A 21,587-nucleotide genomic window follows, 5' to 3' on the forward strand; every position below is an offset into this window, starting at 1 on the left:
GAGCGCTCACAAGCCGGGCGCCTCCCCGCTGGGAGCGTGCAGCGGCTCGCCGCATCTCTGTGGACGACGGGTCGGGGTCGTGTTCTCCTGGCGCCCACTCCAGCCCCTCACCTGCGTTCATCTGCGAGGAGACCCCTATGAGCCCTCCGCCGGCGCAACCAGGATCCCTTCGGATCAGTGAACTCCATGTCGCCTACGGGCGGTCCGTGCAGGCTCTGCACGGGGTGTCGCTCACCGTCCCGCAGGGCCGGATCGCCGCCGTCCTCGGCTCCAATGGAGCCGGCAAGACCACCCTGCTGCGGGCCGTCTCCGGGACCCTCTCTCTCCATCGGGGCACCGTGGGCAGCGGCACCATGCACTTCGACGGAGTACAGCTGACAGGCGACCCCGCCCGGTCCGTGGCCGCCGGCGTGGTGCAAGTGCCCGAGGGGCGGAGGATCTTCGGCTCCCTTTCGGTGGAGGACAACCTGCGGGCCGGGTTCCTCGGGGCCCGGCGTCGCGGTGGCGCGGAGCGACAGGCGGCCCGCGAGCGGGTGTTCGCGCTGTTCCCCGTGCTGGCCGAGCGGCGGCGGCAGGCCGCGGGGCTGCTGTCCGGAGGGGAACAGCAGATGCTCGCGATGGGCCGCGCGCTGATGGCCGGCCCCAGGCTGCTGCTGCTCGACGAGCCCTCACTGGGCCTGGCGCCGCTCATGGTGCGGCGCATCGCGTCGATCATCCGCGAGATCAACGCCCAGGGGACGTCGATCCTCCTGGTGGAGCAGAACGCCTCCCTGGCCCTGGCGCTGTCCGACCGCGCGTCGGTGCTGGACGTCGGCCGGGTGCGGCTGGAGGGGGCGTCGGCCGACCTCGCCGGCACGGACGAGGTGCGGCGTCTGTATCTGGGCGAGAGCTGCGACGACGGCGTGGCGGGCGAGGACACGGTGTCCTCCGGCGCGTCCTCGGCCGCCGCAGTCGCGGCCGGACCGGGACTGACGGAGCTGAGCAGGTGGAACGGATGAGCCTCGACGCCGCAGCCACGACGACCGATCCCGACGCGTCGCCGAGGCCGGACGCGGAGACGGAGCCGGGGCGGGTACCGGCGCTCACGGTCGAGGCGCTGACCGTCCGCTTCGCCGGCCTCGTGGCCCTGGACGCCGTCTCGTTCACCGTGGCCCCGGGCGCCATCCACGCCCTGATCGGACCCAACGGCGCGGGGAAGTCGACCTGCTTCAACGTCGTGTCCGGCGTGTACCGTGCCACGGCCGGAGCGGTCCGGTACGCGGGCATGGACCTCACCCGCCAGGCGCCGCACCGCATTGCCCGGCTCGGCGTGGCCCGCACCTTCCAGAACATCGTGCTCACCCACGGAACCGTTGCCGACAACCTGATGCTCGGCCGCCACGGCCTCACCCGTGCGGGATTCGTGGAAACCGCCATGCGACTGCCCCGTGCGGTACGGGAGCAGCGCCGCCACCGGGAGCGCGCGGCGGAGATCGCGGACTTCCTCGGCCTGGGTCCCGCCTTCGACAAGCCGGTGGGCTCACTCCCGTACGGCGACCGCAAACGCGTCGAGATGGCACGCGCGTTGTGCATGGAGCCCCGACTGCTGCTGCTGGACGAACCCGTCGCCGGCATGCATCCCACCGAGCGGGTGGCCATGGCCGAGACCATCGCCAAGGTCCGTGACGCCCTGGGCATCTCGATCCTCATCGTCGAGCACGACATGGGCCTGATCATGCGGATCGCCGACTCCGTGACCGTTCTCGACTTCGGCCGGCTGATCGCCGACGGGCCTCCCGAACGCGTCCAGCGGGACCCGGCCGTCATCAGCGCCTACCTCGGCGCCCCCGCCGAGGACGACGCCCCGGACGCCCCGGGCGCCGAGGGTTCCCAGAACTCCCAGAACTCCCAGAGCTCCGAGGACTACGGGGACTCCGGGGACGCCAGAGAGGCCCGGCGTGCCCAGGCTCCTCAGGCCGCGCAGGACAAAGGGAAGCAATCATGATCAAATTTGCGGAAACTGTCGTGAACGGACTGGCGATGGGTTCGGTGTACGCGCTGATAGCCCTGGGCTTCGTCGTGATCTTCAAGGCGTCGGGCGTCATGAACTTCGCCCATGGCTCCCTGCTGCTGTTCGGCGGCTACGTCGTGGCACGGTTGCACGACGGCATCGGCTTCATACCGGCCGTGCTCGTCGGCGCCGCGCTGGCGGCGGCGCTCGCCGGGCTGGTGCAGCTGCTGGCCGCACGCGGTCTGCGCGGCGCGGAGGTCCACACGCTGACGATCCTGACGATCGGTGTGGACGTCCTGCTCAACACCGAACTGAACAGGCGGGTAGGCGCCGACTACCTCACCATGGGAGACCCGTGGGGCGCCGAGGTGATGCGGTTCGGGGGCATCACCGTCGCCGACGCCCGGATCGCGGGCATCGCCGTGGCGGTCGCCGTCATCGGCGCCTTCTTCGCGGCGTTCCGCTGGTCCCGCTGGGGCCTGTCCATGAGGGCCGCGGCCGCCGACCCGGAGGCCGCCCCCTTGATGGGGATACGACTGGAACGCGTACGGCTCATCGCCTGGTGCGTCGCCGGAGCGCTGGCCGCGGTCGCGGCCGTGTTCCTCGCCGCCTTTCCCGCCCCGGGGCTGGACCGCACGACCAGCCAGATCGCCCTGACCGCCTTCCCCGCCGCCATCCTCGGAGGCATGGACTCGGCCGTCGGCGCACTCGTCGGAAGTCTCGTGATCGGCCTGACCACGGCGATGGCCGCCGGCTATCAGGGCCAGTTGAGCGCGCTGGGCTCCGGAATCCCCGACGTGGCCCCCTACCTGGTGATGGTGCTCGTTCTCCTCGTCCGGCCGAACGGCCTCTTCGGATCAAAGGAGCTGACCCGTGTCTGACACCCTGTCGCCCGGCGCCACTCCTCCCGCCCCCGACCCTTCCCCTCCCGCCGCGGCGGCGGCGACGTCCCCCGACCACGCCGGCGGCGACGCGGGGCGGCGGGGCCGGTGGTCCGGCCGCGCTTCACGGGCGGGCGCCCTCGCCGCGTGCGTGCTGCTCCTGCTGGCCCCTCCCTTCTACGTCTCGTCGTTCTGGCTGCAGACGGGCCTGTTCGCCATGGCGGCCGTGATCGGCGCCATCGGACTGAACCTGCTCTCCGGGACCACCGGACAACTGTCCCTGGGCCACGCCTTCTTCCTCGCCGTCGGCGCGTACGGCTATGTGTGGCTGGCAGCAGACCCGTCCGGCGCCGGATCGGCCCGGCTGGGCGGGCTCGGACTCCCGCCGCTGCTCGCCTTCGTCCTCGCCGTCGTTCTCGCCGGCGCGGCGGGAGGGCTGTTCAGCCCCATCTCCGGCCGTCTGCGCGGCATGTACCTGGGCATCGCCACCCTCGCCCTGGTCTTCCTCGGCCACCATGTGATGCTCAACGCCCAGGAGATCACGGGCGGCTTCAACGGCCGCTCAGTGCCGGCGCTGGAGTTCCTCGGGTTCTCCTTCGGCGACACCTCACCCGACGGCCTCGCCGTGTTCGGCGTCCCCTTCGGCGGGCTGGAACGCCTGTGGTACGTCGGCCTGGCGCTGGTGGCCGTCGCCTGGCTCGCCGCGCGCAACATCCTGCGGGGCCGTCCAGGACGCGCCCTGGCGGCGGTACGCGACAGCGAGGTCGCAGCAGCCGTCATGGGCGTTCCCCTCACCCGGTACCGGGCTTCGGCGTTCATCGTCTCCTCGATGTACGCCGGAGCGGCGGGCGCTCTGCTCGCCCTGGTCTTCAAGCGCGTCGTCCCCGACCACTTCGGACTGCTGCTCTCCATCGACTACCTGGCGATGATCGTCATCGGCGGACTGGGATCGGTCGGCGGCGCAGCCGCAGGAGCCGTCTTCGTCGCCCTGATCCCTCAGCTCCTCACCAAGTACGCCGACCACCTGCCGCTGCTCACCGCCCCCGGCGCCGCCGGATCCGGCGTGACCCCCGGTGAAGCCGCGCGCTACCTCTACGGCGCGGCCATCGTCGTCGTCCTGGTCTTCGCGCCGGGCGGCCTGGCCGGCCTGACCCACAGACTGTCGCGCCGCTCCGGCGACGGCACCCGCCCCATCCGGCGCTTCCCCCTTCGTACCCACCGCACCACCTCCGGCCCCCAGGGCGTCGAAGGCACCACCCCGAAGGAGCACACACAGTGACACACCCCCGCCTTGCCCCGGCCGCAGCCGTTCTCGCCGTGCTTGTTCTGGGCGCCACGGCATGCAGCGCGAAAAGCGGCGCCGGAGCAGACAAAGCCGGCAGCGACGGCGTCAAGACCGGCCCCGGAGTGACGGACACGACCATCACCCTGGGTGCGCTGACCGACCTGACGGGACCGTACGCCTCGCTCGGCAAGAGCATCGTCAACGCACAGCAGCTCTATGCCGACCAGCTCAACGCCTCCGGCGGAGTCTGCGGCCGCACCGTCCGGATCATCATCAAGGATCACGGCTACGACGTGCAGAAGGCCGTGTCGGCGTTCGCCGAGACCGAGCCGAACGTGGCGGCCATGGCCCAGGTGGTCGGCTCTCCCGTAGTGGCCTCGCTGCAGCAGGAGATCGGAGCCAAGCATCTGCTGACACTTCCGATGGCCTGGGCCTCCAGCCTCCTGGGCCATGAATACATCCAGGTCGTCGGCTCCACCTATGACATCGACATGATCAACGGCGTCGACTTCGTCGTCCGCAAGGCCGAGCTGAAGCCCGGCGACAAGATCGGCCATGTCTACTTCGAGGGTGAGTACGGCGAGAACGCCCTCGCCGGAGCCGCGTACGCGGCGAAGCAGCACAAGCTGACCATCGTCGAACAGAAGATCAAGCCCACCGACCAGGACCTGACAGCACAGGTCGCCGCCCTGAAGCAGGCCAAGGTCAAGGCGATACTCATCAGCGCCGGCCCCCGGCAGTCGGCAGCCCTGGTCGGCACCGCGGCGGCCCAGGGATTCGGCGTCCCGGTACTCGGCAACGCGCCCGGCTTTGCCCCGCAACTGCTCGCAACCCCGGTCGGCCCCGCCCTGGAGAAGCAGTTCCACCTGGTCAGCCCCGCCCCGGCGTTCAGCTCCGGAGACGCCGACGTCCAAAAGCTGGCCGAGGACTATCGAGCGAAGTATCCCGGCGCAGCACTCGACAGCGGTGTCATGAGCGGCTGGAACGCGATCAGCGTCCTCGGCGAGGACCTGAAGGCAGCCTGCAAGGCCAAGGACCTGACGCGGGAGGGCATTGCCGCGGCGCACCGCAAGCAGTCCGAACTCACCGTTCTCGGAGTGTCGTTCGACTTCTCCGACCGTGCCAAGCCGTCCACTTACCAGTCCTTCATCCAGAAGCCCGCCAAGAATGCCGAGGGAGGCCTGACAGTCGTCGAGCCGGCCCGCGAAGCGCCCGCGGCACGCACATACCCTCTGCCCAAGGGCTGAACCGGCACTCTCACGGCGCTGCAGCCGTCGAAGGCCACGGTCCGCCGCAGCCGGCAGAACACCCCCGGCGGCGGCGGGCCGCGCGCCGCGATCGAGGGCGAGGGAAGCTGGAGTTCCGGCCCTTGCCCTTTACGGCGGCCGTGGGAGGGACGTGCCGTCGTCAGGCCGCGGAGGGAGAGCCGCCGCGCCGCTCGGCCGAACCCGGGCGGCCTTGGTCAGAACTGCTCGACGAAGTACGGCTGCACGGTCATCGTGCCGTTGCCGCGTGCTCCCTTGCGAACGCCGCTGTCGCTTCGTGCCAGGGTGTACCAGGAGTCGACGTAGTCGTCGTCATCGGTCCACCAGCTGTCGGGCATGGCGTCCAGGACGGCGCTCACCAGCGGTATGTAGGCGCCCTGGTCGACGACGGTCAGAAGGACCGCGGCGATCGCCTTTGCCAGATTGCGGTAGTTGGTGCCGTCGTCGTCCTCCATCATCACGGCGTCGGCGAGGTTGTACTTGTACAGCGACCAGTTCACCAGCACCTGGTTCGGGTGGTACGTCACGCCGTCGTCGTCAAGGTACGGCATGTCCACCGGATCGACCCGCACCTTCCCGTCGTGGCCGAAGCCGGTGACGAGCGTGTAGATCTCGGCATTGCCCTTGATCCAGGGCTCCTCGTCGTCGGAGAGCCGGACCGACGTGATGCGAGTGGTCCAGAAGCCTGAGCCGGTCGCAGACGACGAGGCGGCCGGGGCATCCGACATGACGGACGGCGCCGGACCGGCCTTGACGGAGGAGGTCAGTCCGTAGCGGCCCAGTTGCTCCTTCAGCACCTCTATTCCGGCCGCCAGTGCCTTCGCCCCGTCGATGTCGACCACGTACACGGGGTGGCGGGGCGGCGTGCGGGTGTCGAGCGCGTGAGCACGTCCGCGACTGTCGTACGCCGTCGCGGTGCGGGTGCCGTCGTCGGAGGCGGCCGCGGCCACCCACGGTGTGGCTCCCGCGGCCAGTGCCGCGCGCATGGAGTCGGTTCCGAGCCTCAGCCGCAGCAGGGATCCGACTCCCGCGGGAAGGCCCTTGGAGGCCGCGACACGCCGGTCGGCCTCGGTGAGCTTGGCCTGCAGCTGCCGGTCGGCTCCCTCGGCGAGGGTCGTCACGGCGACCTCGCCGGAGGACAGCACCGTGCGACGGACGTGATCGCGCCATGCGGCATCGGACAGCGACCGGGCGAGGCCACGCGCCGCCTGTTCCTTGGCCTGAGCGACGTCGGAGGCGTCGGCCCCCGATATGGGCGCTGCCGTCGCCGGAGCGCCGTTCACGGCTTGACCGGCCGACAGGGCCAGCACTAACGCGGCGATGCAGGCGACGACGCCGCGGCGTCTTGAGCGGTGATGTCTCATGTGACTCCACCCTTCTGGGATGGTCGGATTGTTGCGCCGTCATGGCGGCCCGAACCGGTCGCGCCCGGGCCCGCGGACATCCGGACGCGCGGATGTCCGCGGCAAGCATGACGTCAGCACCGAACGCCTACAAGATGTGTACATGACATATCTCCACGCCGTGCGATCCGCTCCCCACCGCAGACGAGGCACCGCGTCCCCGCAAGCGCTACGGGCGAACGAGGGGCGCGCGGTTCGCTGGAGCGTGCTGCCGCGGACGACGAGCCGGCGGTGAGAGCACTCCATGTCGCCGCTGCGGTCAACTGCGCCCTCCGTGAAGAACGGGGCGCAGTCGCGGCGGACCGCCTCTCGCCGGCGCTCGGCCCGTACCCCGAGGGGGGTACGGCGAGCGACCCCGCTGGGGGGACGCCCGCTGCCCGGTTCGGCCATAGCGTCGTCCGCCATGCATGTGATTCTTCGGCAGGTGTGGTCGGCGGTCCGTCCGGTGACCGCGCAGCAGCGGTTCCTCTGGTGGTGCGGGACGCTGCTGCTGGCGTCCGGCGCGGTTCATGCGGTGGTCGCAGCGGTGGACTGGACGCCGTGGCGGGGTGCGGTGTCGTGGCGCAAGCCGGTGGTGTTCGGGATGTCGTTCGGCGTACTGTCCTGGTCGGCGGTGTGGGTGATGCGCCAGCTTCCCGCCCGGCGGTGGGGGTGGTTGCCGGCCTCGCTCCTCGGCGCCGGCTCCGTCGTCGAGGTCACCATGATCACGATGCAGCGGTGGCGCGGGGAAGCGTCGCACTTCAACCAGGAGGCGGCCTTTGACTCGGCGGTCTGGTCCGTGATGGGCAGTGTGGTGGTCCTCGTGGCGTTCGCCGTGGCTCTGTTCCTCGTGTGGTCGCTGGTGCGGTTCCAAGGCACGCCCGCTGCCCGCATCGCCGTCGTGGCAGGTCTGCTCGCCATCCTGGCAAGCGGATACATAGGGTTCGGCATGGCCGAAGAGGGTGAAGCCGTAGTGGATGCCACCGGCCGGGTGCCGGACACGGTGGTGTTCGGGGCCGAGGGCAGCGCCAAGCTGGCGCACGCCGTCGGCATGCACGGGCTGCAGGTGCTGGGCCTGCTGGCCATCGGTCTCGGCCTGCGCCTGCCGCCTGCCCGCACCCAGGTCCGGCTGATGGCCCTGGCAGTCGTCGGCTACGGGGCGCTGTACGCCTCGGTGACCGCCACCGCGTACGCCGGACTGCCCTGGACGGCGCCCGGCCGGTTGCCGGCTCTGCTCGGCCTGGCCGGGGCCGCGGCCGTGCTGGCAGTGTCCGTCATCGTGGCGCGGCGGCTGACGTTGGGCGTTGAGCGACGCCGTGCGGACATGATGAGGTAGCGCACATGAACCGGCTCGCCCTGATCGTCTCGTGGGGCAGCGGCCTTCCCGCCCGGACGGTGGACGCCTGGCTGGCGGCTGTCGCGGTGGCGGTCGTGGTCAGCGAGCGTCTGACCACCACGCCGTCGCTGGGCGTGCGGCTGCTGTCGGCAGTGGTGCTGGCCGCAGTGATCGGCGGCAGCCTCGCCGCCCGGCGGCGCATGCCGGTGACGGGGTACGCGGCGGGTACGGCGGCGCTTGCTGTGGAGGCGCTGTGGGTGACCCCTGGCGCGCTGTCGCCGATGGCGAATCTGATCGGCCTGTACTGCGTCGGCTACTACGCCACCCCACGCCACACGCTATGGGGACCCGTGATCGCGCTGCCGGGCATCGCGGCGTACTTCGTCGGCGACGACGTTCCGCCGTCGCCCGCCGTGCCTGCCGCGGTGGTGGTCGTGTGGCTGCTCACCTGGGCCATCGGCTATGCCGGAGCGCGTCGGCGGGAGCGGCAGGCGAACGACCGGCGGCTGATGAGCCGGGACGCGGTCATCGACGAGCGCAACCGGATCGCCCGCGAGCTGCACGATGTGGTGGGGCACACCATGAGCGTCATGCTGGTGCAGTCCGGCGCGGCCCGCGTGGTGCTCGGCGACGACCCGGACAAGGCCCGCGAGATCCTGGCCGGTGTGGAGCGGGCCGGGCGGGAGGCTTTCGACGAGTTGGACCGGGTGCTTGGCCTGCTGCGCCGCGACGACGGCGTCGACCTGCACCCGGGCCTTGTCGAACTGCCCCGCCTGGTGCGGCGGACGGCGGAAGCGGGACTGGACGTGACGGTGCGGGTGGATCCGCCGCAGCCGCGCCTGCCGGGCAGCATCGACCTGTCGGCCTACCGGATTGTGCAGGAGGCGCTGACCAACGCCTTCCGGCACGGCAAGGCGGCCTCGGCGACCGTCGCCGTGCGGTGCGGCGGGCGGAGCGTGGAGGTGGAGGTCCAGGACGACGGGCGCGGCCCGCAGCCGGGCTACCAGCCGGGCCGGGGGCTGCTGGGGATCTCGGAGCGGGTGGCCGTGTTCGGCGGCTGCGTCGAGCACGGGAAGGGCGACGGCGGCGGGTTCCGCCTACGGGCCGTGCTGCCTCTGCCGCGTACCGGGGAGTCGGCATGACCCTCCGGGTGCTGCTCGCCGACGACGACGCCCTTCTGCGAGCCGGCCTCGGCGTCATCCTCGGCAACGCCGACGGCGTCGAGGTGGTCGATGAGGCCGCCGACGGCATCCGGGCCATCGAACTGTGCCGGACGCTGACCCCTGATGTGGTGCTCATGGACGTACGGATGCCCGGCGTCGACGGCATCGAGGCCACCCGGCGGATCGTCGCCGACGGACTTTCGACGAAGGTGCTGGTCCTGACCACCTTCCAGCACGACGAGTACGTGTGGGGCGCTCTGCGCGGCGGCGCAAGCGGATTCCTTCTCAAGCGCGCCTCGCCCGAGCGGCTGGTGGACGCCGTGCGCACGGTGGCGTCCGGCGAAACCCTGCTGGATCCGGCGGTCACCCGCGCTCTCGTCGAACACTTCGTGCTGCGCGCCGGCGACGGACCCGACGTCGCCCCCGCGGGGGAGCGGCGACGGCTCGCGGCGCTCACGCAGCGGGAGACCCAGGTGCTGTGCCTGGTTGCGCGGGGGTTGTCGAACGAGGAGATCGCGGGCGTGCTCGTCATCGCCGAGTCCACCGCGAAGACCCATGTGAAGCGGATACTGGCGAAGATCGGCGCCCGTGACCGGGCACAGGCCGTCGTCCTCGCGTACCGGGCCGGACTGGTGACGCCCGGCGGGTGCTGACACGGGCGTTCCCGCGGGCGCGTGGCCGCTTCGGCCCCGACCCGCGGCGCTCGCCGGATCGCGGCCGGCCCCAGAGCGCCGGCGTGTCCCCGACCTGCTCCGTCCGTCCCACCGCCGGACCGCCTGGACGGCGTGGACCGTGGGGTCTGCGACGGTCCCAGCCGCGGGGGTGAGACGGGCCACACGGCCGGGACCGCCCAGAGCCGGGGAGTCGATGGTCAGCTCGATGAGCCGCTCACAGCGCGCCGGGCAGCCCGGGGCGTGATGCGGTGTGGACGCTGCCGGCCACCCGGGAGGAGAGCGGCGCCACCTCCCCACCCGAGTCACCCGGCGCCGCGGGACGGCCGGCGTCCTGGAGTCAGCCTGTGACCTCTCCGGTGGCGACCAGGGCGAAGTCGGCGTCGGTCGCGGGGGTCTCCACATGCCCGTCCGCGTTGACCTCGCTGGCGACGACCTCGATCGTCCAGGTGCCCGCGTCGGGGGTCTGGACGAACACGTTCTCGACGCTGTCAATCGTGTTCGGCGAGCCGCCCGGCGCTGACCAGTTGCCTGCTGCGAGTCCGTTGTTTCCCCAGTACACGGTGCCGTCCGGGGCGGTGAGCTTCAGCGTCAGATCGTTGACCCGCGCCTGGGCCGCCGAAGGCGAGCCCATCGGGTCGGTGTAGACCATCGTCGCCTTCAGCGGCTGGCTGCCGTCCGTGGTCAGCGTGTAGGTCGCGGTCTGGCCCTGCGTGAGCACGTCGGTCTCGTCGATCAGGATCGGCAGCTGCCAGTTGTTGCTCTGCGCCTGCTGGTACAGATTCCCGCCGTCGGCCGTGCCCCAGCCCTGCTTCATGCGGGCCAGGTCGTGGGACTCGCCCGTGAAGGCGTACTGGTCGGCCGAATTGACCAGCAGTGCCTTCGCGGTGGCGGCATGTGGCCGGGACGCGAAGACGTCCCGGTTCATCCCGGGGCCGCCGTCGAAGAGCCCGTCGGCCCACATCTGGAAGACGAGGCCCGCGTAGCCGCAGGTGATCGGGGCGGAGGCGCTGGTGCCGTTGAATGTGCCGGTGTACGAGGCGTCGCCGCCGCTCGCGGTGGTGTGGACCGCGTCGTAGTAGTTCGACAGGTCGGGCTTGATCCGCCCGTCCGCGGCCGGGCCGATGCTGGCGCCGCCGTTCCACGCGTCATCGGTGCGGGAGACGGTGTCGTAGTGGTAGACGCCACCGGTGGACACCACGTTCTTCGCCCACGCCTCCGGCCGGGCGGAGGGGTTGCCGCTGTTGCCCTGGGACTGGCAGATCAGGATGTCGTGGTCAAAGACGATGTCGTCCATCGCCGCCGACTTCGCGTTGTAGCCGTACGTCATCGCGCTGCCCCAGCTGTTCGACTGGAACACCGCCCGGTACGGACCTGCCGGGTCGACGAGCTCCGCGGTGTGCGCCCACCGGTCGGACACCAGGCTGCGGGCGGCGAAGATGGGCTGCGCCTCGGGGAGCAGCCCGCGGGCGGTGGCGTTGACCCCGGAGGCGAAGATCTGCCCGTACGTCGAGGTGCCGTGGCTTGTGCTGGTGGTGTTGGCGGTATGCATGACCGGCGGGAATGCCGCGAACTCCTGGTGTGTGGTACGCAGCCCGGTGTCCATCACCTCCCCGCGTACGCCTTGGCCGAGATAGCCCAGCGCGGTCTCGACCGTGTTGGCGCCGCCCGCGGTGCGGGCGTTGTCCATGTCGTCTTCGGGTGCCGTCCAGACATCGAGCGCGAGCACCGCGTCCATGTGCGCCACGGCAGGCACCTGCGACGGCTCCAGGGTCGCCTCGATCAGTTGTCGGCTCTCCGACGCCATGTGCGCGCTCCCGCCGATGCTGGTGATCCGCTCGACCACGGCTCGCTGGTCGGCGGCGTCGTCTTCCACGAGCGTGATGAGATACCGGCGGGTGCCCGAGGGGACGGCCCCGCCTTCGAGCTTGTCACCGGCGTCGTAGGGGCCGATCCATCGCACATACGGCAGCGCGGCGACCCGCCCTCGGGTCGCCTCGTCCATGTGGACCACGTACGTCGCGTCGGGAATGTAGGCGCCGATCCGAGCGCCGAGGGCCGCCAGCCTGGCGCGGTGGCTGTCGAGCGGCGTGGTCGCGAACTGGACCAGGTAGGCGTCGCCGTTCTCCGTCCGCAGGTCTCCCCGCGGCCGGGTGCGTTCCCACTCCGGCGTGGTCGGATCGAAGGTGCGGGTACGCAGCCGGATATGCGTGGGTCCCGGCCGTTCGGGGTTCGGCCTCGGACGGTCGCCGCGAATCGGGTCGTCGTGGGTGGCGCCGGCGAGCGTGGTCGGCTGCGCACGGCCGTGGTGCGCCTGCGTGGACTGTGCGGTGCCGGCGGAGGCGGCGGCGACCAGGGCGAGGACGGTGAACGTCGCGATGCGGGCGGGGTTGCGCAAGAGGGCTCCTGGACGAGGATCCGCCAAGGGGTGCGGATGGGGGAGAACGGTCGAGGAACGCTAACCAGCCGCCGCCCGGCCGAGATCCACTGAACGGGTGATGAGAGATCAAAAGCACCCGTAAAGGTGTCTATAGTCGCGGCGTGCAGATGCTGTGGACGCTTTTGGGTGTCGGTTCAGCGGTTGCGGTGGCGGTATCACCCGGCGCGGCGCCGGTGGCGGGTCACGATGTGGTGCGCATCGCGCGACAGCCGGGGACACTGTCCATCACCGTGCCGGCCGCGGTGAATCTCGGCGCGGCCTTCCCCGGTTCGTCGATCAGCCGAACACTCGGCGAAGTCCGGGTGTCGGACAGGCGGGGCGGGCAGAACTCGGTGTGGACCGCGACGGTGACGGCGATCGACTTCACCACGCCGGGCGGCGGAGCCCAACGGCAGATCTCCAGGAACCAGGTCTCCTACTGGTCGGGTCAGACCACCGGGACTAGCGGCCCCGGCACCCGCGTACCGGGTCAGGCCACGAGTGCGCAGGCGCAGAGCCTGGGTGTCGCGCGTACGGCCTTCGCCAAGTCGACGGGCAACGGGAACAACACCACCGCCTGGCAGCCGACGCTGATCCTCGCGGTGCCGGCGACGGCCGTGGGCGGCACCTACACCGGGACGATCACCCACTCGGTCGCATGACTCATGCCATGTGACAACGTTTCAGCACACATCAGACTATGGTGGTTTTATGCGCAAAAGATCATTTCTTTCGTGTGTCGTCGTCCTCGGGGTTAGCGCGATGTCGCTGCCTGCGATGGCTCAGCCGTCGGGGGACACGACCGTAACGTTCACCGTGTCCACCTCGGACCTCACGATCGAGATGCCCTCCTCAAGCGACCTGGGGTCCGCGTTTCCGGGGCAGATCATCAGCGGTCAGCTCGGCACCGTGACCGTGAACGACCTGCGGGCCGCAGGGACCGCCGCCTGGCAGGCGTCGGTGATCTCGACGCAGTTCGACACCGGAACGGACGCGCCCAGCGAGGTCATCCTGCCGAACCTGGTGAACTACTGGTCCGGGCCGGCGACCGCCACCACCGGCAACGGCACCTTCACACCCGGCCAACCCACCCGTGCCGGCCGGCAGAGCCTGCAGGTGCCACGCACCGCGTTCTCGTATGCCAACGGCACCGGAAACAACAGCGCAGAGTGGAACCCCACCCTGGAGATCACCATCCCGTTCGAGACCGTCGGAGGGTTCTACAGCGGGACGGTGACCCATTCGGTGGCGTGAACTGGTGGGGGGACCGCTCCTCGCGGTGTCACTGCTCGTCGGATCGGTCGCGCCTGTGGCCGCAGAGGCGTCGCGAGATGCCTCCGACGACGTGGGTGTGGGCATCCGGCTCGTCGACGCACCGGTCAGCCGCCGCGACGACGAACGCGCCCACCGCTACATCATCGACCACGTCGAACCGGGCCGGCAGATCCGCCGGCGGATCGCGGTCACCAACCTGTCGGACACACGACAGCGCGTGCGGCTCTATGCCGCGGCCGCCGCGGTCCACCAGGAGGGCTTCACCTTCGCCCCCGGCCGGACCGGCAACGAGCTCACCAAATGGGTGACGCTCGAGCCCGGCGAACTCGTCCTGGCGCCCGACGAGACGGCGAAAGCATGGACCGAGATCACCGTGGCACGCGATGCGACCGGCGGCGAACACTACGCCGTCCTCTGGGCGGAGATCAGCCCCAAGCACGACCCCTCACAGCAGGTACGCAACGTGGCCCGCGCCGGCGTGCGTATCTATCTGTCCGTCGGGCCCGGCGGGGAACCGCGGTCGGACTTCCGCATCGAAAATCTGACCGGCTCCCGCGCCGCGGACGGCGTGCCGGTGGTCACGGCCCGGGTGAAGAACACCGGCGGGCGGGCCCTCGACCTCACGGGCAAGCTCACCCTGTCAGACGGCCCAGGCGGGCTGTCCGCAGGCCCGGTCAACGTCAAGGCCGGCACCCTCGGCCCGGGGCGTTCGACGCTGGCGAAGACCACACTCGACCCACGGCTACCGGATGGGGTGTGGACCGCACGACTCACCCTCACCAGTGGACTGGTCAAACGGCAGACCAGCGGCCGTATCACCATCGGCGCGCCGCAGGCCGAGGGCGGCCGGAACACCTCGATGGCCACCCTCACGGCCGGCGGCCTCGCTTCGGTCGCCGCCGCAGCGGTGCTCGCCGCCTACGCGTACCGCCGCCGCAACGGCTCCCGCTGACCGGGCCGCATTTCCCGCCGCGGGCAGGGCAACACGGTACGGGCGGCCGCTCCGGTCAGAGTCCACACGGCGATGACGCGACCGCATGTACACCTGGACCGCCAGCAGCTGCCTCCTCCTCGCCGAAGCGCACACGGGCCGTTCCCTTGACAGAAGGTCGGCAGCCGGGCTTTCTTAGATCCGTTGCGCATAGCGATACTGCTTGTGTAATTCGCAACGAGTGCGTCTGATTTCCCTACACTGCGGAGTAGCGCTGCCGATGACTCGCAAGCCACCTGCCGAGGACCCCGGCGACGCCCGTCTGCGGGTCGGCCCGCCGAAGGAGTACGCCGCCGGCATCCCCGCGGTCACCTCATCGCTGCGGCATGCCGGCGAGCAGATGGGGGTCCGCCGCACTCTGCTCACTCTGCTCCGGGTGAATCAGAAGGAGGGCTTCGACTGTCCGGGCTGCGCCTGGCCCGAGCCGGACCACCGGCACAAGGCGGAGTTCTGCGAGAACGGGGCCAAGGCCGTGGCCGAGGAGGCCACCGTACGCCTGGTCACCCCGGACTTCTTCGCCGAGCACACCCTTGAGGAACTGCTCCCCCGCAGCGACTACTGGCTCGGGCAGCAGGGGCGTCTCACCCACCCCATGTACCGACCGGCCGGCGCCGACCGCTACCGGCCGATCTCCTGGGACGACGCGTTCGCCGTGATCGCGCGTGAACTCGCCGAGCTCGATCACCCCGACCAAGCCGCCTTCTACACCTCCGGGCGGGCCAGCAACGAGGCCGCGTTCGCCTATCAGCTCTTCGTCCGGATGTTCGGCACCAACAACCTGCCGGACTGCTCCAACATGTGCCACGAATCCAGTGGCTCGGCGCTGGTCGAGACGATCGGCATCGGCAAGGGCAGCGTCAGTCTCGAGGACCTCTACGAGGCCGACCTGATCCTCGTCGTCGGCCAGAACCCCGGCACCAACCACCCCCGCATGCTCTCCGCGTTGGAGGAGGCCAAGCGGCGCGGCGCCCGCGTCATCGCGGTCAACCCCCTGCTCGAGGCCGGCCTGCTCCGGTTCAAGAACCCCCAGAAGCCCTCCGGCGTCATCGGCGGCGGCACCCAGCTCGCCGACCGATTCCTGCAGATCAGGCTCGGGGGCGATCAGGCACTGTTCCAGGCGTTCAACCGGCTGCTGCTGGAGGCGGAGGACGACGATCCCGGCGCCGTCCTCGACACCTCCTTCATCACCGCGCACACGCACGGCTTCGAGGAGTTCGCCGAGCAGGCCCGCAAGACCTCCTGGGCGGACATCCTGGAGGCCACCGGACTGTCCGAGACCGAGATCAGGGCCGCGTTCCGGGAGATCCTCGCCGCCGAGAAGACCGTCGTCTGCTGGGCGATGGGCCTCACCCAGCACCGTCACTCCGTCCCGACCATCAGGGACGTCGTCAACTTCCTTCTCCTGCGCGGCAACATCGGCCGCCCCGGCGCGGGGCTCTGCCCGGTGCGCGGCCACTCCAACGTGCAGGGCGACCGGACCATGGGCATCTACGAGAAGCCGAGCGAGGACTTCCTCGACGCGCTCGGCGCCGAATTCGGCTTCGCACCGCCCCGCCCGCACGGTCACGACGCGGTCGAGACCATCCGCGCCATGCGCGACGGCGACGTGAAGGTCTTCGTGGGACTGGGCGGCAACTTCGCCGCCGCCGCCCCGGACACCGAGGTGACGGAACAGGCGCTGCGCAACTGCCGGCTCACCGTGCAGATCTCCACCAAGCTCAACCGTTCCCACGTGGTCACCGGGGAAGAGGCGATCATCCTGCCCTGCCTGGGCCGCACCGAGGCCGATCTGAGGCCCTCGGGGCCCCAGTTGGTGACGGTGGAGGACTCCATGGGCATGGTGCACCTGTCGCGAGGACGGCTCGCCCCTGCCTCCGATCACCTCCTCAGCGAGGTGGCGATCATCTGCGGGATGGCCCGGGCCGCGCTCGGGGCCCGCGAGCCCCGTGTGCCCTGGGACGACTTCGCGGCCGACTACGACCGTATCCGCGACCGCATCGCTCGTGTGATCCCTGGCTTCGAGGACTTCAACGACCGGGTGCGACGACCAGGCGGCTTCGCCCTGCCCCACCCGCCCCGCGACGAGCGCCGCTTCACCACCGCCACCGGCCGGGCCAACTTCACCGCGAACCCGGTGGAGTTCCCCCGCGTACCGGAAGGCCGCCTGCTGCTGCAGACCCTGCGCTCGCACGACCAGTACAACACCACCGTCTACGGACTGGACGACCGCTATCGCGGCATCCGCCAGGGACGCCGCGTGCTGTTCGTGCACCGGGACGACCTCGCCGCCCGCGGCCTGGCCGACGGCGACCTCGTCGACATCGTCAGCGAGTACGAGGACGGAGTGGAGCGCCGAGCACCGCGCTTCCGCACCGTCGCCTTCCCGACGCCCCGTGGCTGCTGCGCGGCGTACTTCCCGGAGACCAACGTCCTGGTGCCGCTGGACTCGACAGCAAAGACCAGCAACACCCCCACGTCCAAGTCCATCGTGGTCCGGCTGGAACCGGCTGCCGGGATATGAACAGAGGGAGGTCCGGGTGGCCGGCATGAAGACGCCGGCCACCCGGACCCGTTCTGTTGCCACCGGCGGCCGGGTGCTGTGCCTCGGCGCCGGCGCGGGCATCACCTGAGGCTCGGACCCCGGGCGCGAGTGGGACGAGACCGAACGGAAGGCGTCCCGGCTGCTCCAGGGCGGCCGCAGGGTCGCTGGTGACGTCCCGCAGGTCGGTGGCGACGAGTTGGCCGAAGCGGGCGAGAGCGGACAGGCAGTGCGCCCCGCGCACACCGCGATGGGCCGTGCGTCGGATGGGGCGCGAACCAAGCACGCGCTTCCCTCTTCGGAACGTAGGGCGCCAAGGCGTGAGCCTCCTGGAACGGTGCTCCAGGAGGCTCACTGAGTCGGACACTGCCTATGTGCTGCGCGCGTCCACCGCGCTGTCCTTGGACTCGTTCGACGAAGTGCCGTTCCCGTTCTCCAGGCCCTCCTCGAACGCCGAGACGGCCTGGTCGATCAGCCGTTCCTCCTGCTTCTTCCGTTGGGCGGCCAGGTAGGCGTGGTGTTCCCGGCGGAAGGACTTGGCCGTGGCCAGGCACATCCCGATCATCACGAAGGTGAAGGGCAAGGCCGTGATGATCGCCACCGTCTGCAGCGTGGACAGCGACGAGGTTCCCGTGCCGCTGGCGATCAGCAGCGCGACGGCCACGGCGCCCTCGGCAGCGCACCAGAACACGCGGCTCCAGGTCGGCGGGTCGGGGTGGCCGCCGGAGGCCAGCACGTCGACCACATAGCTGCCGGAGTCTGAGGAGGTGACGAAGAACAGCACGATCAGCAGGATCGTCACCCCGGCGACGAACGCGCCCCCCGGCAGGCCGTCGAGCAGTTGGAAGAGTGCGCTGTCCGTGCCGACCGCGCCGTCCTCGCCCACCAGTCCACCCTCACCGACCGTCTCGCGGTGGAGCGCCGAGCCGCCGAGGATCGCGAACCAGAGGAAGGTCAGCAGGGTCGGTACCAGCAGGACGCCCGTGACGAACTCGCGAACGGTCCGGCCGCGGGAGATACGGGCGATGAAGACGCCGACGAACGGAGCCCAGGAGATCCACCAGCCCCAGTAGAAGATCGTCCAGCCGCTGACCCATGCGGTGCCGTCCGCGCCCTGGGAGGCGCCGGTGTCGAAGCTCAGCGCGAGGAGGTTCTGCAGATACGCACCGATGTCCTCGACGAAGCCGTTGAGGATGAACAGCGTCGGGCCCGCGACGAGGACGAACACCATCAGCGCGCCGGCCAGGCCCATGTTGATGTTCGACAGCCACTTGATGCCCTTGCCGACGCCCGTGACCACGGAGACGGTGGCGAGCGCGGTGATGATCACGATGAGGAGGACCCGAAGGGGGGTGCCGGGCTCGTCCACCCAGCCCTGGAAGCCGAGGCCCGCGGAGATCTGCAGGACGCCGAAGCCGAGCGAGGTGGCCACGCCGAAGACGGTGCCGACGACGGCGATGGTGTCGATGGCGTCGCCCCAGGCGCCCTTGACCTTGTCGCCGAAGATCGGTTCCAGAGCCCAGCGGATCGAGATGGGACGGCTCTTGCGGTGTACGGCGTAGGCGACGGCGAGGCCGACCACGACGTAGATGGCCCAGGGGTGGATTCCCCAGTGCAGGAACGTCTGGACCATGGCCATCTCGCTCCGCTCGGCCGCGCCGTCACCGACGCCCGGCCTCGGGGAGATGAAGTGGTTCAGCGGCTCGGCGACACCCCAGAAGACGAGCCCGATACCCATACCCGCGGCGAACAGCATCGCCAGCCAGGAGGCCATGCTGAACTCGGGCCGTTCGTGGTCCTTGCCGAGCTTGATGTCTCCGAAGCGGCCGATGCCGACCCAGAGGGCAAAGATCACAAAGAGTGAGACAAGGGCTGTGTAATACCAACCGACACCACTGATGATCTCCGTCTGCACCGTGCTGATGACGTCCTGTGCAGAGTCCTTGAAGACCGTCGCATAGAGCACGAAGGCGACGATGATGATCGCGGATGGCCAGAAGACACGCGGTGCAATCGACGCTGAGGGGGAGCGGATCCCCGTTTTCTCTTGATTCGAGGTATCGCCTGGCGATTTCGCCGTCTGGGGAGCAGCCATGCTCTTGTTCCTTCTGTCGTCGGGCTCTGGCATGGTCGGTGGGCTGCCGCGCGCTGCGGGGACACAGGGTGCAGTGTTGCGCAATGAGAAATTGTTCGCTGTTGGCGCAACAGGGAACACGCCCTGTGTCTTGCCGTCAAGCCCCTTCGGCCAGTCGCTGGGCTCTCGGCCGGCATCGGAATCGAGCTGTGACCCATGAGGTGACGGGCGGCCTGCTGGTCGGCGGCCGCGGTGGTGGCGTACGGGGCGCCGGGCGCCGCCTCTGTGTCGCGGTGAGGCCGGCCGGGCCGTGGCCGGGGAGCGCCCATTCCGGTCTGGAGGTCCGGACGCGGAGCCGGCCGTCAGGCTCGTGCCGCCGGGCCCGGCGCGGCCGAGGCTGGGCTCGCTCTCCGGCGAGGACGGCGCTCCGTCCGTGACCGCCTCGCGCATTGCGGCGGGCGGTGAATCCCTTGACCCCCGGCCCGTCGGCACTTCAGGATGCTGTGTTGCGGAGCATGAGATATGTGCCGTAATGAGCAACACCTGTTTCAGATCTCGTATAGCCGAGGAGTGGCCATGATGCACCAGGTCCGTGCCGTCGTCGCGCGGGGCAAGGGCGCCCCCGTCAGCCTGGAAACGATCATTGTGCCCGACCCCGGTCCGGGTGAGGCGCTGGTGAAGATCGAGGCCTGCGGGGTCTGCCACACCGATCTGCACTATCGCGAGGGCGGCATCAACGACGACTTCCCGTTCCTGCTGGGCCATGAGGCCGCGGGCATCGTGGAGTCGGTGGGGGAGGGGGTCACCGACGTCGCGCCCGGCGACTTCGTGATCCTTAACTGGCGTGCGGTGTGCGGCCAGTGCCGTGCCTGTCAGCGCGGAGAGTCCTGGTACTGCTTCAACACCCACAATGCCAAGCAGAAGATGACCTTGCTGGACGGCACCGAGCTCTCGCCGGCGCTGGGCATCGGAGCGTTCGCGGAGAAGACGCTCGTCGCGGCCGGGCAGTGCACCAAGGTCGACCCGACCGCGTCGGCGGCCGCCGCCGGTCTGCTCGGGTGCGGCGTGATGGCGGGCATCGGCGCGGCCATCAACACCGGCAGCGTCGGCCGCGGTGACTCCGTCGCCGTCATCGGCTGTGGCGGGGTCGGGGCCGCGGCGATCGCCGGGGCGAACCTGGCGGGCGCGGCCAAGGTCATCGCGGTCGACATCGACGACCGCAAGCTGGAGACCGCCAGGAACCTGGGCGCGACCCACACCGTCAACTCCAAGGACGCCGACGCCGTCGAGGCGATCCGCGAGCTGACCGGCGGCTTCGGCGCCGACGTCGTCATCGAGGCGGTCGGCCGCCCCGAGACGTACAAGCAGGCCTTCTACGCCCGCGACCTCGCCGGCACGGTCGTCCTGGTCGGCGTGCCGACCCCGGAGATGAAGCTGGAGCTGCCGCTGCTGGACGTCTTCGGCCGGGGTGGCTCCCTGAAGTCATCCTGGTACGGCGACTGCCTGCCGTCGCGCGACTTCCCGATGCTCATCGACCTCTATCTCCAGGGCCGGCTGGACCTGGACGCCTTCGTCACCGAGACCATCGCGCTGGACGAGGTCGAGAAGGCCTTCGAGCGGATGCACCACGGCGATGTGCTGCGCTCGGTGGTGGTCCTCTGATGGCCGCCCGTATCGAGCACCTCGTCACCTCGGGCACGTTCTCGCTGGACGGCGGCACCTGGGACGTCGACAACAACGTGTGGATCGTCGGCGACGACTTTGAGGCGATCGTCATCGACGCCGCGCATGACGCCGGGGCGATCGCCCGGGCCGTCGGCGGGCGCACCCTCAGGGCCATCGTGTGCACGCACGCGCACAACGACCACATCGACGCCGCCCCCGAACTCGCGGCGCGCACGGGTGCCCCGATCCTCCTCCACCCGGACGACCTGCCGCTGTGGAAGCAGACCCATCCAGACAAGGCGCCGGACGCCGAATTGACCGACGGCCAGGGCATCACGGTGGCCGGCGTCGAGCTGACGGTGCTGCACACGCCCGGCCACGCCCCCGGCGCGGTCTGTCTGTACACGCCGGCGCTGACGGCGCTCTTCAGCGGCGACACGCTGTTTGCCGGCGGGCCGGGGGCGACGGGGAGGTCGTACAGCCACTTTCCGACCATCGTCGAGTCGATCAGGGACCGGCTGCTGACGCTGCCGGGAGACACCGTCGTGCATACCGGACACGGGGAGACGACCACCGTCGCCGCCGAGGCCCCGCACCTCCAGGAGTGGATCGACCGCGGTTTCTGACGCCCACCGGAGACCCTCGCACGCC

General features: G+C 70.4%; 17 protein-coding genes. 14 read left to right on the forward strand and 3 right to left on the reverse strand.

All coding sequences use genetic code 11. The features are described 5' to 3' along the window. The first annotated feature begins 137 nt into the window (after positions 1-137). From QCN29_RS17455 to QCN29_RS17475, 5 genes are read left to right on the forward strand one after another with little or no spacing between them, the layout of a single operon-like run. The gene (locus QCN29_RS17455; RefSeq protein ID WP_279929102.1) at positions 138-998 is read left to right on the forward strand and encodes an ABC transporter ATP-binding protein; all 861 of its coding nucleotides are present in this window, start codon (positions 138-140) and stop codon (positions 996-998) included. Continuing rightward, the gene (locus QCN29_RS17460; protein ID WP_279929103.1) at positions 995-1,984 is read left to right on the forward strand and encodes an ABC transporter ATP-binding protein; all 990 of its coding nucleotides are present in this window, start codon (positions 995-997) and stop codon (positions 1,982-1,984) included. Before QCN29_RS17455 ends, QCN29_RS17460 begins: the two co-directional genes overlap by 4 nt. After that, on the forward strand, positions 1,981-2,871 hold the full coding sequence (locus QCN29_RS17465) for a branched-chain amino acid ABC transporter permease (protein WP_279929104.1): 891 nt from the start codon (positions 1,981-1,983) through the stop codon (positions 2,869-2,871). Before QCN29_RS17460 ends, QCN29_RS17465 begins: the two co-directional genes overlap by 4 nt. Beyond that, entirely contained in the window at positions 2,864-4,150 is a 1,287-nt protein-coding gene (locus tag QCN29_RS17470) for a branched-chain amino acid ABC transporter permease (RefSeq protein ID WP_398859347.1), read from the forward strand. The genes QCN29_RS17465 and QCN29_RS17470 overlap by 8 nt, the downstream gene beginning before the upstream one ends. After that, positions 4,147-5,403 (forward strand): ABC transporter substrate-binding protein, encoded by a 1,257-nt coding sequence (locus QCN29_RS17475; RefSeq protein ID WP_279929106.1) that lies wholly within the window; start codon positions 4,147-4,149, stop codon positions 5,401-5,403. The genes QCN29_RS17470 and QCN29_RS17475 overlap by 4 nt, the downstream gene beginning before the upstream one ends. A gap of 215 nt (positions 5,404-5,618) precedes the next feature. Here the strand turns inward: QCN29_RS17475 and QCN29_RS17480 are convergent, their stop codons facing one another. Continuing rightward, positions 5,619-6,785: a DUF3103 family protein gene (locus QCN29_RS17480; protein ID WP_279929107.1), complete on the reverse strand. Its 1,167-nt coding sequence runs from the start codon at positions 6,783-6,785 to the stop codon at positions 5,619-5,621. A 442-nt stretch (positions 6,786-7,227) separates the two neighbouring features. On the opposite strand from QCN29_RS17480, the gene QCN29_RS17485 reads away from it, so the two are divergent. The 3 genes from QCN29_RS17485 to QCN29_RS17495 are packed head-to-tail and all read left to right on the forward strand — an operon-like array spanning position 7,228 to position 9,955. Beyond that, positions 7,228-8,139 carry a hypothetical protein gene (locus QCN29_RS17485; RefSeq protein WP_279929108.1) on the forward strand — a complete coding sequence of 304 codons (912 nt, stop codon included), beginning with the start codon at positions 7,228-7,230 and terminating at the stop codon, positions 8,137-8,139. Between the two features lie 5 nt (positions 8,140-8,144). Continuing rightward, entirely contained in the window at positions 8,145-9,281 is a 1,137-nt protein-coding gene (locus tag QCN29_RS17490; protein ID WP_279929109.1) for a sensor histidine kinase, read from the forward strand. Next, positions 9,278-9,955 (forward strand): response regulator transcription factor, encoded by a 678-nt coding sequence (locus tag QCN29_RS17495; RefSeq protein ID WP_279929111.1) that lies wholly within the window; start codon positions 9,278-9,280, stop codon positions 9,953-9,955. Before QCN29_RS17490 ends, QCN29_RS17495 begins: the two co-directional genes overlap by 4 nt. A gap of 358 nt (positions 9,956-10,313) precedes the next feature. Here QCN29_RS17495 and QCN29_RS17500 read toward each other — a convergent pair whose 3' ends face one another. Further along, positions 10,314-12,371 (reverse strand): S8 family serine peptidase, encoded by a 2,058-nt coding sequence (locus QCN29_RS17500; RefSeq protein ID WP_279929113.1) that lies wholly within the window; start codon positions 12,369-12,371, stop codon positions 10,314-10,316. A 188-nt stretch (positions 12,372-12,559) separates the two neighbouring features. On the opposite strand from QCN29_RS17500, the gene QCN29_RS17505 reads away from it, so the two are divergent. From QCN29_RS17505 to QCN29_RS17520, 4 genes are all read left to right on the forward strand, one after another. Next, entirely contained in the window at positions 12,560-13,054 is a 495-nt protein-coding gene (locus tag QCN29_RS17505; RefSeq protein ID WP_279929115.1) for a hypothetical protein, read from the forward strand. Positions 13,055-13,208: 154 nt separating this feature from the next. Continuing rightward, the gene (locus QCN29_RS17510; protein WP_279929117.1) at positions 13,209-13,646 is read left to right on the forward strand and encodes a hypothetical protein; all 438 of its coding nucleotides are present in this window, start codon (positions 13,209-13,211) and stop codon (positions 13,644-13,646) included. A 4-nt stretch (positions 13,647-13,650) separates the two neighbouring features. Next, a complete protein-coding gene (locus tag QCN29_RS17515) occupies positions 13,651-14,619 on the forward strand; it encodes a COG1361 family protein (RefSeq protein ID WP_279929119.1) in 969 nt (322 codons plus the stop codon). Positions 14,620-14,878: 259 nt separating this feature from the next. Then, positions 14,879-17,179: an FdhF/YdeP family oxidoreductase gene (locus QCN29_RS17520; RefSeq protein WP_279929120.1), complete on the forward strand. Its 2,301-nt coding sequence runs from the start codon at positions 14,879-14,881 to the stop codon at positions 17,177-17,179. A gap of 388 nt (positions 17,180-17,567) precedes the next feature. Here the strand turns inward: QCN29_RS17520 and QCN29_RS17525 are convergent, their stop codons facing one another. Further along, positions 17,568-19,325 carry a BCCT family transporter gene (locus QCN29_RS17525; RefSeq protein ID WP_398859352.1) on the reverse strand — a complete coding sequence of 586 codons (1,758 nt, stop codon included), beginning with the start codon at positions 19,323-19,325 and terminating at the stop codon, positions 17,568-17,570. 522 nt (positions 19,326-19,847) lie between these two features. Here QCN29_RS17525 and QCN29_RS17530 point away from each other — a divergent pair. Further along, complete coding sequence (locus QCN29_RS17530) at positions 19,848-20,933, forward strand: S-(hydroxymethyl)mycothiol dehydrogenase (protein WP_279929123.1); 1,086 nt, start codon at positions 19,848-19,850, stop codon at positions 20,931-20,933. Continuing rightward, a complete protein-coding gene (locus QCN29_RS17535; RefSeq protein WP_279929124.1) occupies positions 20,933-21,562 on the forward strand; it encodes an MBL fold metallo-hydrolase in 630 nt (209 codons plus the stop codon). The genes QCN29_RS17530 and QCN29_RS17535 overlap by 1 nt, the downstream gene beginning before the upstream one ends. Positions 21,563-21,587: the final 25 nt, after the last annotated feature.

It is taken from the genome of Streptomyces chengmaiensis (assembly GCF_029846775.1).
Classification (GTDB): Bacteria; Actinomycetota; Actinomycetes; order Streptomycetales; family Streptomycetaceae; genus Streptomyces; species Streptomyces chengmaiensis.